Consider the following 13,232-nt stretch of genomic DNA (forward strand, 5'->3'; position numbering starts at 1 on the left):
TGCGTGCCGGAGTGCTTGCCGCCTGGCGGGATTCGCCTACTCGGCTGCGCGAGGACAGTGCGAGCGAGGCCGATCTGGTGGCCGCGGGCTACCGGGACCGGGTGCTCACCGAGCTCGCGCAGAATGCCGCCGACGCCGCGGCGAAGGCGGGGGTTGCGGGCGAGCTCACCGTGCGGGTGCTCGACGGGCGCCTGCATGTCGCCAATACCGGTGTGCCGCTGGGTGTTTCCGGTGTGCATGCGCTCACCGCCCTACGCGCGTCGGGGAAGACCGATGGCGAGCAGGTCGGGCGGTTCGGTGTCGGTTTCACGGCGGTGCGGTCCGTCGGCGACGAGATCGAAGTTCGCTCCACGTCCGGATCGATCCGCTTCTCCCGTGTCGCGACGCTGAACGCACTGCACGACATCGGGATCCAGATCCCTGACGACCTGGCGGCGATCGCGCCACCGGTGCTGCGCCTGGCCTGGCCCGTGCCGACCACCCCGGTCGCCGGTGCCGACACCGAGATCGTCATCCACCTGCGCGACGACGTGGACGCTGACGCCCTGCTCGACGCGATGCGCGCAGAAGCACCCGATCTCCTCCTGGAACTCCCTGCCCTGCGCCGCATCCGGATCGCTGACGCGGAGTTCACCAGCACCGTCACCGACATCGGCACCGACGGCCTCACCGAGCTGTCGATCACCCAGTCCGGTGGCACCACCCAGCGCTGGTGGCAGTACAGCACCCCCAGAGCCCGCTGGCTGCTGCCCCTGCGCGACGGCCGCCCCGTCGCCGCCGCCCCCGACGTCCTGCGCGCACCCACCCGCTCCGACGAGGAACTGTCGCTCCCCGCGATCCTGGTCGCCGACGTCCCCATGCAGCCCGATCGCCGCCGCCTCCTCCCCGGTGCCCGCCTCACCGAAATCGCCACCGGCTACGCCGATTTCGCCCGCGCCCTCCCACCCCGCGACCGCCTCGTCCTGGTCCCGGCCCCCGGCTTCGCCCGCAGCGAAGCCGACAGCCTCCTCCGCGAAGCCGTCACCACCGAACTCCGCACCCACCCTTGGCTCCCCGTCTGTCCCACCTCCAGTACCGGCCGAGCCGACGTTGGTACCGATGACTTCGTGCCCGGTGCGCCGGCCGGGTCCGCGACTGCCGTAGATGTCCTTGCATTCGATGTGGCTGCCGGGTCCACCGCCGACGACGCGCACGGAACATCCGCACCCGTTACGCCTGGGCATACCGGTGCAGACTCAGCTGCCACCCCCTGTGGCATCCCGAACCGCGCGAGCGTATTCCCCGACCTCACCCCGGAATTGGCCGCTCTGCTCGCCGAGATCACCGGCCCCCTGGTGATCCCGGAGCTCTCGGGCCGCGCCCAGCAGGAGAAGCTGTCCGTCCTCGACGTGCATCGTCTCGGCCCCGCCGCCCTGGCCGACCTGTCGAGCGGCTTGGATCGGGAACCGCACTGGTGGCAGCGGTTCTACGCCGCGCTCGAACCGTTCGTGGTCGACACCGTGACCGCCGAGGAGTTCGGTGCGCTCGCGGTGCCGCTCGCGGACGGCAGGCTTGTCACCGGCCCGCGCACCGTCGTGCTCGACGACCAGCTCACCGTCGCCGTCCCGGTGCACTGGGCCCGCCTGGTGCACCCCGGCGCCACGCATGCCCTGCTGGCCCGCCTGGGCGCCCGCAGCGCCACCGCGGAGGACCTGCTCACCGATCCGGGCCTGCACGACCTGCTCGAGCACGACCCGGCCGATCCCGACACGGTCGACGCGGTCCTGCACCTGGCCCCGTTCGCCACCCCGGAGCTGCTGCTCTCCTGGCTCGGTCTGCTCGAATTGCCCGACGACACAGGCGAACTACGCCCCGCCGACGAACTGCTGCTCCCCGGTGCCCCGCTGGCCGCCGTCCTGGAGGCGGACTCGCCGTTCGGCACGGTCGCCGACGACGTGGTCGCCGAGTACGGCGAACAGGCCCTGCGCGCGATCGGCGTCGGCTGGGACTTCGCGGTGCTCACCGACCCCGATCCGGTCGGCCCCGACCACGATCTCGACGACGAACACGACTGGTGGGACAGCCTTTCCGCGGACCCCCGCGAGCTCGCCGCCGTCCGCGACCTCGATCTGGTCGACGAGAACCGCTGGCCCGCAGCGCTTCGCCAGCTGCTGTCCGAACCGCGCACCCGCGCCTTGCTCGCCGACCGCGACGGCTACACCGCCTGGTGGCTGCACCGCCACGCCCACATCGACGGCATCACCCTCGGCCGCTTGCGGCACCCCGCTGACGACGAATTCGCGGGCCTGCTCCCGGCTTTCGACGTCGACGGCATCGAAGGGCCGGATCTGGATGTCCTGCGACCGATCCTGGTCCGCCCGGACGTGATGTCGGCCGAACTGGCCGAGGAACTCCTCGACGCCCTCGCCGATCCGTCGAAAACACCGGCGCCCGAGGTCATCGCCCACACCCACGCCCGCTTGGCCGCCGCCGTCGAATCCGGCGCGCTCGATCCCCGCGAACTGGATCTCCCCGAGCAGGTCCGCGCGCTGTCCGGCGCGGTCGTCGACGCGGGCACCGCCATGGTCCTCGACCAGCCCTGCTTCGGCCTGGTCGTCCCGCCGGAGCGGCTGGTGGCCGGCGACACCGCCCATGCGGGCGCGCTGGCGTCCCTGCTCGATCTGCCGCTGGTCTCGGCGGAGGTCAGCGCCGAGGTACTCGGCACCGGCAGGCGAACCACCTGGGCCGCCGACCCGCTCGGCGTGGTGCTGCGTCAGCTGTGGTCGCCGGCGGACACGGCCGGCGACCTGGTCCTGCACGACACCCTCGAGGTGTATCTGCGCGGTGCGCTGTCGGGCACGGTGCGGGTGCCGTGGTGGCACACCGACGACGCCGTGCACGTCCAGGTGCCGCGCGGCTAGCTCGCGTGCGCGACAACCATCTCGGCGAGCAGATCGAGCTGGGTCTGCACGGCTTCGCTGTCGTCGTCGACCAGCCAGCGCAGCACGATGCCGTCGATGACATTGAGGATGAACCGGCTCAGGTCGGTGACGGGGATGTTCCACTGGGTGCCGGTCGCTTCCCGGCTGTGGTCGATCACGTCGGCGACGGTGCTGTCGTTGAACGCGTACTGCTCGCGGGCGATCGCGATCTTGGCCGGTGTCGACTCACCCTCGCGCAGTGCGTAGGTGGTGGTTTCGTAGGTGAGCAGCTGACGTTCCGGGGTGGCTTCGATGTTGCGCCACATCAGTTCGAGGCCGCCGCGCACCAATTTCTGAAGCGCTTCTTTTCCTGTTCCGGCATCCGTCCAGATCGAATCATCCGCATCGACGGAATCGCGCAATTCCATGGACAACGCTTTGACCAGCTCGGTCATCAGCGCATCCTTGTTTTCGAAACAGTAATGCACCACACCAAGCGAAACACCTGCCGCTTGGGCGACATCGCGGGTGGTCACGCCCGCGACGCCCTTTTTCTCGGCGAGACCGATCGCTGCCTCGATCAGGTGGGCTCGTCGTTCTTCGACGCTCAATCGGGAGGACACGTGTGCGAGTTAAGCGCTCGCGTGGCAAACAGTCAATTCGCCGGTCCGCGAGAAAGTACTGGACATGTGACCAGTTGATGTGGTTGTCTCCGAAACGGAAGTTGCGAAGGAGTCCCTGATGCCCTTGTCCCGCCGTACTGTTCTCACCGCTTCGGCGCTGGGTGTGGCCGCCGTCCCGGTAGTCGCCACGCTCGCCGGCACGGGAACGCCCACCGCGCACGCGAATCCGAAACCGGACGGGTTCGAATTCGGGTTGGGTATCGCCGATCTCACCGGACCCGCCGCGGAATGCGGCATGATGGGCTACTCGCAACTCGATCAGGCCACCGCGGGAATTCATCTGCGCCCGCGGGCGCGCGCGTTCGTGATCGGCTCCGGCGGAAATCGGATCGCCTACGTCGCGGTGGAGAACGGCGCGGTGTTCGGATCGGTCCATCGCGGTGTGCTGTTCGCGCTCGCGCAGCGATTCGGTGATCGCTATACCGAGCGAAATGTCGTGCTCACCTCCACGCACACCCATTCCAGTTGTGGTGGTTCCGCGCACGACTACGCCTACACGCTGGCGACGCTCGGATTTCAGCAGCAGGTGTACGACGCCGAGGTCGACGGCATCATCGAAGCGATCGTGGCGGCCGACGCCGACTTCGGTCCCGGCACGATCGCGCTGGGTCGCGCCGAATTGCACGATGCCAGCGTGAACCGTTCCCGCGTCGCCTTCGAGCGCAATCCCGCGGCCGAGCGCGCGGTGTTCCCCGGCGCCGTCGACCCGGCGGTGACCACGCTGGTCTTCGCCCGGGCGGGCCGCGAGGTCGGCGCGCTCACCTGGTTCGCCACCCACAACACCTCGATGACCAACGCGAACCGCCTGATCAGCTCGGACAACAAGGGCTACGCCAGCTTCGCCGCCGAGCACATCGAGCACGGCGTGCGCCATCTCGACGGCGCAGCGTCCTATATTGCCGCGTTCGCGCAGACCAATGCCGGTGACATGTCGCCCAATCTCAACCTCGCGCCGGGTGACGGGCCGACCACCGACGAGTTCGAGAACACCAGGATCCTCGGCGAACGCCAGTACGCGGCATCGAAAGCGGCTGCGAAGCAGGCCAGTTCGATGGCGGGCGCGGTCGACTCGCTGCTGTGCTACATCGACCTGGCCGACCTCGCGGTCGACGGCCGCTTCACTCCCGACGGCGCACCGCGGCGCACCTCGCCCGCCGCCGCGGGCGTCTCGCTGATCGCAGGCAGCGTCGAGGACGGTCCAGGCCTGCCCGGCGGGCCGATTCCCGAGGGCGTACGCAATCCGCTGGTGGACTTCCTCGGCGGGGTCGACCAGCTACCTCCGGCCTGGCTCGCGGATGCCCAGGCGCCCAAGGCGATCGCGGTGCCGCTCGGTCTGCTCCCGCCGGTGCCGTGGGTGCCGAATGTGGTGCCGATCCAGCTGATCCGGATCGGCGGGCTCTATCTGGCCGCCGCGGGTGCGGAATTCACCATCGTCGCGGGCCTGCGGGTGCGGCGGGCGGTGGCGACGGCGCTCGGCGTCGACCCGGAACAGGTGCTGCTGCAGGGCTACGCGAACTCCTACCACGAATACGTCACCACGCCAGAGGAGTACGACGCGCAGCAGTACGAGGGCGCGTCGACGCTGTTCGGGCGCTACACGCTGGGCGCGTACCTACAGGAATTCACCCGGCTGGCCGAGGCGTTCGTGGCGGGCGGGGCGATCGGCCGCGGTCCGGCCCCGCGCGATGTCTCGGCACTGCAACCGAACTTCGCCTCGACCCCCGGCCCGGACGCGACACCGCAGGGCCGCGCCTTCGGCGACGTCCTCGTGCAGCCGCCCGCGCAGTGTCCGCGCGGGGAGCGGGTGGCGGTCGAGTTCATCTCGGCCCATCCGAAACACAATCCGCGCCGCGGCGACACCTTCCTGGCGGTGCAGCGCCGCACGGGCGCCGGCGACTGGGTGCGGGTGGCCAACGAGGGGGAGTGGGACGTGCGATTCCACTGGCGCAAGGAAGGCGACGCGATCTCGATCGCCAGATTCACCTGGGACATCCCCGCGGCGGCCATACCGGGGGTGCACCGGTTCGTGCACTACGCCGACGCGCTTGGCGTCGACGGGGCGCTGCGTCCCGTCACCGGGACCAGCGCAGAATTCGAGGTGACCGGTTAGTCGGTCCCCAGCCCCACCTGGGCGCCCTTGTCGCCGCGCCGGGCGGACCGGCGCTGCGCGAGGAAGATCGACAGGCCGAGCACGCCGACCGCCAGGCCCATCAGGCATACTGGCCGGGCCTCTGACCAGGCCGGATTCAGCCACACCAGCGCCGCGGCCACGAGCCAGGCGGCGAAACCGACGATGACGACCGGCCGCGGATCTACCAGACGTCGGGGCAGCGCGGGCATCTCGGAACTGACGTGGCCGATATCCATACCCAAACAGTAGCCGCGTGAAACCCGTCAGGGGGCGCGGCCGTACCGTAGAGTTCTGCACTGTGACAACGCCATCGGACGTCCGTGCCCTGGCCGGTGATCTCTCACTGGCCGTCGTACGGCTCACGCGACACCTGCGCGGCCGCCGTGCCGACGCGCAGATTTCGCTCACCCAGCTGTCGGCTCTGGCGACGCTGGCGCGTGATGGCGCGATGACGCCCGGGGTGCTGGCAGGCAAGGAGCGGGTGCAGCCGCCGTCGATGACGCGCGTCATCGCCTCGCTGACCGACCTGGATCTGGTGCAGCGCCGCCCGCACCCGACCGACGGCAGGCAGATCATCGTGTCGCTGTCACCGGCCGGGCGCGCGCTCGTCGCCGACGAGACGCACGCCCGCGAGGCGTGGATGACCGATCAGCTCTCGCGCCTGCAGCCCGAGCAGATCGAGATCCTGGACCGGGCCGTCGAGATCATGAACCAGATCGTCGCCGAATCCGAGTGATCAGTGCGAGGCGCGCGCGTCGTCGGCGTTGACCACCTCGTGGCCGAGCGGGAACAGCGACAGCGGCACCAGCTTGAGGTTCGCCCAGGCGAACGGCAGTCCGATGATCGTGATCGCCAGGGCGATGCTGGTGACGATATGGCCCAGCGCCAGCCACCAGCCGGCGAAGATGAACCAGATCACATTGCCGATCAGCGAGCCGGCGCCCGCGCTCGGCTTGCCGACCACCGTGCGGCCGAAGGGCCAGAAGACATACCCGGCGAGCCGCAACGAGGCGATCCCGAACGGAATCGTGATGATGAGGATGAAGCAGATCAGTGCCGCCAGCAGATAGCCCAGGGCCATCCAGAAGCCGCACAGCACCACCCACAGGATGTTCAAGATCAACTGTACGATCTTCATACGTCCATCATGCCAGGATTGTCCAGTGGCCGAAGTGATCGACATCGACGACCCCGCCGACCCCCGCGTCGACGACTTCCGTGACCTGTCCTCCGCCGACCGCAGGCCGGACCTGCCGGGGCGAAAAGGCCTGGTCATCGCCGAGGGCGTGGTGGTCGTGCAGCGGATGCTCGGCTCCCGGTTCACCCCCAGCGCCCTGCTCGGCGTCGGGAAACGCTACGAGCCGCTGGCCGGGGACCTGGCAGGCCGCGACATCCCGTACTACCGGGCCAGTGCCGAGGTGATGGCCGAGGTGGTCGGCTTCCATCTCAACCGCGGTGTTCTCGCCGTCGCGCCGCGTCCGGCCGAGCTGACGCCCGCCGAGGTGCTCGACGGCGCCCGCACGGTCGCGGTGCTCGAGGGCGTCAACGACCACGAGAACCTGGGCTCGATGTTCCGCAATGCCGCAGGCCTCGGCGTGGACGCGGTGTTGTTCGGCGACCGGTGCGCCGATCCGCTCTACCGGCGCGCGGTGCGGGTCTCGATGGGGCACGTGCTGCGGGTGCCGTTCGCGCAGCTGCCGTCGTGGCCGGGTGGCCTGGATCTGTTGCGCGAGGGCGGTTTCCAGATCATCGCGCTGACCCCGAATCCGGCGGCGGTGAATCTGGCGACGGCGATGACGGGCAAGCGGGTCGCGCTGCTGCTCGGCGCGGAGGGACCCGGACTCACCGAGGAAGCCATGCGCGCCACCGATGTTCGCGCCAGGATCCCGATGTCGCCCGGCACCGACTCGCTCAATGTCGCGACCGCGGCGGCAATGGCGTTCTACGAGCGAGTGCGGACCTCGTGACGCAGGAGCCGGACGGTCCCTATCGCGCCCAACCGGATTCGGTGCCGTGGGTCGCGGGCTGCACCGTGGTCGTGCTGGTGGCGGTGCTCGGCGCGGTCGCGGTCTACGCGTTCGGAGCCGCGCTGGCCACGGTGCATCCGCTGCTGGCCGTCGCGGTGAATCTGGTGGCCGCGATCGGGGTGGCGCCGACGGCGTGGCGCTGGCGGTTCACGCCGGTGGTGCGGTGGGTGCTGGCGGGCGCGGCGATCGGCGTTGTGCTCGGCTGGCTGGCGGTGATCATCGAAAGGTTCAGCGGCTGAGCCGCGTCACAGCACCCGGGCGGAGCGCCGCAACCAGTCGAACATTCCCCGCTTGCGGCGGGTGGCCGCGCTCGGCCTGGCCACCTGTGCCTGCCGGGGTGCCTGGCCCTTCGGATACAGCGTGAACCCGCAGACCGGCAGGTCGCCCGGGACGAGCGTGCCCGGCCCGGCGGGAGTGCGGTAGTGGAAGCCGAGCCATTCGGCATTGGCCGCGTCGGCGAAGTCGGGCGGATCGAACGGCAGCGACGGCGCTCCCGGATGCTTGTCGCCCCACCACGGCACGGGATGCTCACCCGCCCAGAACGGCCGCTCCCACACCATCGGCAGCCCTTCGTTCTCCAGGATGTCGACCCGGGTGGAACTGAACGAGCGCCGGAATTCGCCCCGCTCCCAATGCGCGAACGCACCCCAGTGCAGTGTCGCGTCGAACGACACCAGATAGGTGTGTTCGGACGCGAGCGGCCGCACCAGCAGCTCCGGCAATTTCGTCGGCCGCACCAGCGCCGCCTCGGCCGTGCACACGACCGTCAGCCCCGGATAGCACCCGATGTACACCTCGTCCCGATCGGGCGCGGCACACCCGTTGAGCGTCCCGATCATGATCGGCACCACATCGTGCTCGGCATACAACTGCCCCGCGAGTGCCGCCGCGGCCGCGGCATCCGGCTCGGGCCGCTCCCGCAATACGGCCACGGGGTCAGCCGTGTCGACATACCAGAGGGTGGAAGCCGAATGCATAACCGCCACCTCCACCGAATCACCTGCTCCAGTAAGGACATGGGTAACTCACCGGGTACGGGCTAACTCGACCTCGCCGTGAACACTCGGCCGCCAACGTATCCGCACCCCGCCCTCGAGTCTGGCCTGAAGTCGCGGAGAGGCGGTCAGTGCCCGGAGCTGCGGACGCCCAGTAAGACGTCTTCCCACGACGGCATCGGCGCCTTACCCCGCTTGGCGCGTGCGGGCTTCGCGGCAGGCTTCTCCGGTGCCGGTTCCTTCGCCGCGGGTTCCTTGTCCTGCGCCGCAGGCTGACTCGGGGTCACCGGAACGGCCGGGATCGGCGCGGCGGGTACCGGGGCGGCCGGAATCGCCGCCGCGCCACCGCCGGCCGCGACCGCGCGCTGCTCGAAGTACTCGTCCAGCGTCGGCTGGGCGGGGCGGCTCGCCGGACGTGCGGTCGGGGCGACCTGCTCGCGCGGACGCGGCTCCACCGGGGTGGGCGGTTCGACGACCGGTGCGGCCTGCTCCACCGGCGTGGGCAGGATGGTGGCGAGCCCGCGCAGCGCGCGACCGAAATCAGGATCGATCAGGTCGCTCGCGGGGTCGTCGAGCGGGGACACCGAGCCGCCGTGCGCGTCCGGCTGGTAGCGCCAGTGCGCCGCGATCTCGGAGTGTCCGTGCCGCCACTGCAATTGGGCGACCCAGAAACCCTTTTCGTCTTTCCAGGCATCCCATTCGGCCTGTTCGATGGTGTGGCCGCGCTCGGCGAAGGCCGCGGTGACGATCTCGTGCAGCGTTTCCACCGCGGGGCCGTCGGGGCGCACCGGATGCGCTTTCTGCGCCAGTTCGGCGGCGCGTGCGCGTTCCAGCAACACCGGGTAGGCGAAACGTTCGACTTTGGTGGCCTGCATCCCGGACTCCGCCGTGACCTGCTCGACGGACGCTCCGGCTCGAATACGGGCCTGGATATCGCGAGGACGCATAGACGCTTCCGTTTCGATCTCGATCTGGCCGAATCGTGCGAGGTCGCCGCGCGCCGCCGCGCGGAGCTTGTCGTCGGCGGGCAACCGGAACTTGGTGCCGGACTCGGTGTCACTGCACACGATGTGCGTGGAGTCGGGCGTCACCCCGATCACTCGAAGTTCACGCACCGTTACCTCCCTATCGCGTCGGCTACGACACCGCCCACTTTCCTAGACAGTAGTGCACATTACTTGCCCACGGCAGCAGACACGCACGACCGAAATCGCGCACCGGGACGCCAGGTCCCGCTAATCTGAGCGGCTCACCACACGAATCTTGGTCGTGTGCAGGGATTTTGGTGATGGATCAACATCAAATACCGACCGGCGACCGAGTGATCAAAAGCAAATGTTGCGAACCCGCGCAGAACCCATGCAAAGGGCCGGTGCCCGGTGCACCGAAAAAGGTTCACCGGGCACCGGCCCTGATTGCGGTCTTATCTCAGAGCTGGCCGACGACCCAGTCGATCGAACGGGTCAGCTGCGACACGTCTTCCGGGTCGATCGCCGGGAACATGCCGACGCGCAGCTGGTTACGGCCCAACTTCCGGTACGGCTCGGTGTCGACGATGCCGTTGGCCCGCAGGATCTTGGCGACCTGGGCGGCGTCGACGGCATCGTCGAAGTCGATGGTGCCCACGACCTGCGAACGGTGCGCCGGGTCGGTGACGTACGGGGTGGCGAAGGAGCTCGACTCGGCCCACGAGTACAGGCGCGAGGACGAGTCCAGGGTGCGCTTGACGGTCCAGTCCAGGCCGCCGTTGGCGTTCATCCACTCGATCTGGTCGGCGAACAGCAGCAGGGTGGCCAGCGCCGGGGTGTTGTAGGTCTGGTCCTTGGTGGAGTTGTCGATGGCGATCGGCAGCGACAGGAACTCCGGGGTCCAGCGACCCGAGGCCTTGATCTCCGCGACGCGGGCCAGCGCGGCCGGGCTCATGATCGCGATCCACAGGCCACCGTCGGCGGCGAAGCACTTCTGCGGGGCGAAGTAGTACACGTCGGAGTCGGCGATGTTCACCGGCAGGCCGCCCGCGCCGGAGGTGGCGTCGATGGCGATCAGGGCGTTCTCCGAGCCGACCGGACGCGAGACCGGGATGGACACACCGGTCGAGGTCTCGTTGTGGGCCCAGCCGATGAGGTCGACCGAGGGGTCCGAGACGGGCTCGGGCGCGCTGCCCGGCTCCGAAGAGACGACGATCGGGTCACCGATGAAGGGGTTGCCCTTGGCGACCGAGGCGAACTTCGAGGAGAACTCGCCGTTGGTCAGGTGCAGCGAACGCTCGCGGATCAGGCCGAACGCGGCGGCATCCCAGAACGCGGTGGTGCCACCGTTGCCGAGTACGACCTCGTAGCCCTCGGGCAGCGAGAACAGCTCGCGCAGGCCGTTGCGCACCCGCGCCACGACGTCCTTGACCGGCTTCTGGCGATGCGAGGTGCCGAACACCGAGGCGCCGACAGTCACCAGGGACTGCAGCTGCTCCGGGCGGACCTTGGACGGGCCGCAGCCGAACCGTCCGTCGGCGGGCTTGAGGTCGGCGGGAATGGTCGGGAACGCACTGGTCATAGGGGTGAGTTTAGTGGTGGGCGCGCGGGAGTTGTCGGGGTGGGTGGTGCTGTGAGGCGGGACACTCGGTGTCGGACTGATTCCACTGCGTCGACCGCACACCATCGACGCAATCGGTGTGAATCCCGACCGAAACCGCGATCGGTGAACGCGCAGCGCAGTGGTCTCCCGGGTTCGGGGGTGGGGACTCGGGTCGTGAGTGCGGGGAATTTGCCCTTGTAAGTAGGAGATTCGCATTACTCTCCTGCTATGAGTCTCGTTGCGGTCGACTCGGGTCGGACCCTGCTCGACCGGTGTGCCTGGGCGTTCGGGAGGCGGCCGGGATTGCTGGCCGAGAGCTCTCGGCGGGAATTGCTGATCAGGGGGTTGCCTGCCACGGCCACCGTGCTGTCGGTGTGGTCGCGGCGCGGAGAGGGCGGGTACCGGTTCTCCGTGCGGGTGCAGGTGCCCGGCGAGCTGACCTACGACGCGCGCGTCCGGCAGCGGGTGCGTAGCCAGGACCTGGAATGGATGCAGCCCGGTGACGCCGTCGGTTGCCGGGTCGACCCGGGCGATCGGGAACGCGTGGTGCTGTTCGTGCCCGAGGTGCCACAGTCCGGCCGGAGTACGGCCGCCAAGATCCTGGCCAACGGGCGCAGAGCCGAGGCGACCGTGCTCGCGGTCGCGCCGATCGCCGCCGATTACACCGGCCGCGACGATCCGGTGCTGCGCCTGGACCTCGAACTGCGCGCCTGGGACGAGCCGACGCCGTGGCGGGTGCGGCTGATCCAGCCGGTGCCACTGGCCGCGGTCGGCCAGATCGAACTCGGCACCCGTCTCGAGGCCGCGTTCTTCACCGTCGACCGGGGGAACTCCGTCGCCATCGACTTCACCACCCTGACCGACAACCGCTGACTACAGGTGCACGAAGCTGAACCCCGCCGCACGCAGCGCGGGGATCGCGACGGCCATGCCCGCCGCGGTGCCGGACTTCGGGCGGTGCAGGTGGGCGAGCACGATGCCGCCGGGCGTGGCGGCGCTCATCGCGCGTTGCACCTGGGCCGCTGACGCCGTGGCGCCGAAGTCGGCATTGACGGTGAAGCCGAGGGGTGTCTCGCCCAGTTCGTTCACGATGGCGACCGCGACATCGTCGTAGTGGGCGGTGCCTGCGCGGAAGAAGCGCGGTGGCTTGCCGGTGAGCTCGGTGATCCGTTCGTGGTTGGCCCACACCTCGTGCACCGCCTCCTCGGCCGAGACGGTGCCCGCGATGTTGTAGGCGGCGCGGCCGGTGACCGAGAGCGGTTTGTGTGCGACGCCGTGGGAGGCGATCTCGAACAGCGGGTTCGCGGCCAGCCACTGGACGCGGGCGGGGTCGGCGTCGATCCAGCGCTTGTTGAGGAACAGGGTCGCCGGGACCTGCTCGGCGATCAGCAGGTCGATCAGCGCCTGGTCGAGGCTATTTCCGGCTCCGCCGCACGCGTCGAAGGTGAGCGCGAGCTGCTTGCCCGCCGCGGGAAAACTGCTGGTGATGCCCGGTAGCGCGACACCCCACGCGTGTGGTTGCGCGCCCGCGTGCCTGGCAGCGACCGCGGCAGGGGTGACGACGGGCGGCGCGATCGCGGTGGAGATCGGTTGGGCGGTGAGCGGTGCCACCGCCGCCCGACCCGGCTGCGGGGGAGCCGAATCACCTTGTGCGGCAGCACATCCGGTGATTACGCTAGCTGCGAATGCAGTGCAGGCGCCGAAAAGGTGACGCCGCGACAGTCCGTGCACAATCCACCCCTTGTCGATCACGTTCGCCCGGATCGTATCGCCGAACCGAGGGTGGAGCGTGCTGAGCAGGAGCTCGGCCATCAGCCGACAAGGAGCCGGGCGCCGGTCGGCACAGTGTGTGGGGGCCCGCGGCCCGGGGGGCGGGCCGGGGGGTGAGTGGGGCGCGCGGGGGGGGGCAACCCCCAGCAGAAGGG

The 13,232-nt window shown here is 69.6% G+C and carries 13 protein-coding genes; 6 read left to right on the forward strand and 7 right to left on the reverse strand.

Annotation, left to right across the window (positions count from 1 at the left end):
- The first annotated feature begins 11 nt into the window (after window positions 1-11).
- Window positions 12-2,900: a sacsin N-terminal ATP-binding-like domain-containing protein gene (locus ACFVAV_RS28305; RefSeq protein ID WP_379038553.1), complete on the forward strand. Its 2,889-nt coding sequence runs from the start codon at window positions 12-14 to the stop codon at window positions 2,898-2,900.
- Here the strand turns inward: ACFVAV_RS28305 and ACFVAV_RS28310 are convergent.
- Window positions 2,897-3,523, reverse strand: a complete 627-nt coding sequence (locus tag ACFVAV_RS28310) for a TetR/AcrR family transcriptional regulator (RefSeq protein WP_379038554.1) — start codon at window positions 3,521-3,523, stop codon at window positions 2,897-2,899. The genes ACFVAV_RS28305 and ACFVAV_RS28310 overlap by 4 nt on opposite strands.
- A gap of 118 nt (window positions 3,524-3,641) precedes the next feature.
- Between ACFVAV_RS28310 and ACFVAV_RS28315 the strand changes: the two genes are divergently transcribed.
- Window positions 3,642-5,693: a neutral/alkaline ceramidase gene (locus ACFVAV_RS28315; RefSeq protein ID WP_379038556.1), complete on the forward strand. Its 2,052-nt coding sequence runs from the start codon at window positions 3,642-3,644 to the stop codon at window positions 5,691-5,693.
- Here the strand turns inward: ACFVAV_RS28315 and ACFVAV_RS28320 are convergent.
- The gene (locus ACFVAV_RS28320) at window positions 5,690-5,950 is read right to left on the reverse strand and encodes a DUF2530 domain-containing protein (protein WP_379038558.1); all 261 of its coding nucleotides are present in this window, start codon (window positions 5,948-5,950) and stop codon (window positions 5,690-5,692) included. The two genes, ACFVAV_RS28315 and ACFVAV_RS28320, sit on opposite strands and share 4 nt — an antisense overlap.
- A 62-nt stretch (window positions 5,951-6,012) precedes the next feature.
- Here ACFVAV_RS28320 and ACFVAV_RS28325 point away from each other — a divergent pair, with 62 nt between their 5' ends.
- Window positions 6,013-6,450 (forward strand): MarR family winged helix-turn-helix transcriptional regulator, encoded by a 438-nt coding sequence (locus ACFVAV_RS28325; protein ID WP_379038559.1) that lies wholly within the window; start codon window positions 6,013-6,015, stop codon window positions 6,448-6,450.
- Here the strand turns inward: ACFVAV_RS28325 and ACFVAV_RS28330 are convergent, their stop codons facing one another.
- Window positions 6,451-6,852 carry a YccF domain-containing protein gene (locus ACFVAV_RS28330; protein ID WP_379038560.1) on the reverse strand — a complete coding sequence of 134 codons (402 nt, stop codon included), beginning with the start codon at window positions 6,850-6,852 and terminating at the stop codon, window positions 6,451-6,453.
- 25 nt (window positions 6,853-6,877) lie between these two features.
- Here ACFVAV_RS28330 and ACFVAV_RS28335 point away from each other — a divergent pair, with 25 nt between their 5' ends.
- The gene (locus ACFVAV_RS28335) at window positions 6,878-7,681 is read left to right on the forward strand and encodes a TrmH family RNA methyltransferase (RefSeq protein ID WP_379038561.1); all 804 of its coding nucleotides are present in this window, start codon (window positions 6,878-6,880) and stop codon (window positions 7,679-7,681) included.
- A complete protein-coding gene (locus tag ACFVAV_RS28340) occupies window positions 7,678-7,980 on the forward strand; it encodes a DUF2537 domain-containing protein (protein WP_379038562.1) in 303 nt (100 codons plus the stop codon). Before ACFVAV_RS28335 ends, ACFVAV_RS28340 begins: the two co-directional genes overlap by 4 nt.
- Window positions 7,981-7,986: 6 nt before the next feature.
- Here ACFVAV_RS28340 and ACFVAV_RS28345 read toward each other — a convergent pair whose 3' ends face one another.
- From ACFVAV_RS28345 to serC, 3 genes are all read right to left on the reverse strand, one after another.
- Window positions 7,987-8,718, reverse strand: coding sequence for a DUF6928 family protein (locus ACFVAV_RS28345; RefSeq protein ID WP_379038563.1), 732 nt, complete (start codon window positions 8,716-8,718; stop codon window positions 7,987-7,989).
- Between the two features lie 146 nt (window positions 8,719-8,864).
- Window positions 8,865-9,851: a septation protein SepH gene (sepH, locus tag ACFVAV_RS28350; RefSeq protein ID WP_379038564.1), complete on the reverse strand. Its 987-nt coding sequence runs from the start codon at window positions 9,849-9,851 to the stop codon at window positions 8,865-8,867.
- A 313-nt stretch (window positions 9,852-10,164) separates the two neighbouring features.
- Complete coding sequence (gene serC / locus ACFVAV_RS28355; protein ID WP_379038565.1) at window positions 10,165-11,286, reverse strand: phosphoserine transaminase; 1,122 nt, start codon at window positions 11,284-11,286, stop codon at window positions 10,165-10,167.
- Between the two features lie 249 nt (window positions 11,287-11,535).
- On the opposite strand from serC, the gene ACFVAV_RS28360 reads away from it, so the two are divergent.
- The gene (locus tag ACFVAV_RS28360) at window positions 11,536-12,180 is read left to right on the forward strand and encodes a hypothetical protein (protein ID WP_379038566.1); all 645 of its coding nucleotides are present in this window, start codon (window positions 11,536-11,538) and stop codon (window positions 12,178-12,180) included.
- Here the strand turns inward: ACFVAV_RS28360 and ACFVAV_RS28365 are convergent, their stop codons facing one another.
- The gene (locus ACFVAV_RS28365; RefSeq protein WP_379038568.1) at window positions 12,181-12,918 is read right to left on the reverse strand and encodes a polysaccharide deacetylase family protein; all 738 of its coding nucleotides are present in this window, start codon (window positions 12,916-12,918) and stop codon (window positions 12,181-12,183) included.
- Window positions 12,919-13,232 lie beyond the last annotated feature (314 nt).

It is taken from the genome of Nocardia sp. NPDC057663, from assembly GCF_042799895.1.
Classification (GTDB): domain Bacteria; phylum Actinomycetota; class Actinomycetes; order Mycobacteriales; family Mycobacteriaceae; genus Nocardia.

What these genes read in the sequence shown, in the direction of transcription:
- ACFVAV_RS28345 (WP_379038563.1), bottom strand. Translation starts at nt 8,718, where the DNA reads ATGCATTCGGCTTCCACCCTCTGGTATGTCGACACGGCTGACCCCGTG.
- ACFVAV_RS28315 (WP_379038556.1), top strand. Translation starts at nt 3,642, where the DNA reads ATGCCCTTGTCCCGCCGTACTGTTCTCACCGCTTCGGCGCTGGGTGTG.
- ACFVAV_RS28360 (WP_379038566.1), top strand. Translation starts at nt 11,536, where the DNA reads ATGAGTCTCGTTGCGGTCGACTCGGGTCGGACCCTGCTCGACCGGTGT.
- ACFVAV_RS28330 (WP_379038560.1), bottom strand. Translation starts at nt 6,852, where the DNA reads ATGAAGATCGTACAGTTGATCTTGAACATCCTGTGGGTGGTGCTGTGC.
- ACFVAV_RS28320 (WP_379038558.1), bottom strand. Translation starts at nt 5,950, where the DNA reads ATGGATATCGGCCACGTCAGTTCCGAGATGCCCGCGCTGCCCCGACGT.
- serC (WP_379038565.1), bottom strand. Translation starts at nt 11,286, where the DNA reads ATGACCAGTGCGTTCCCGACCATTCCCGCCGACCTCAAGCCCGCCGAC.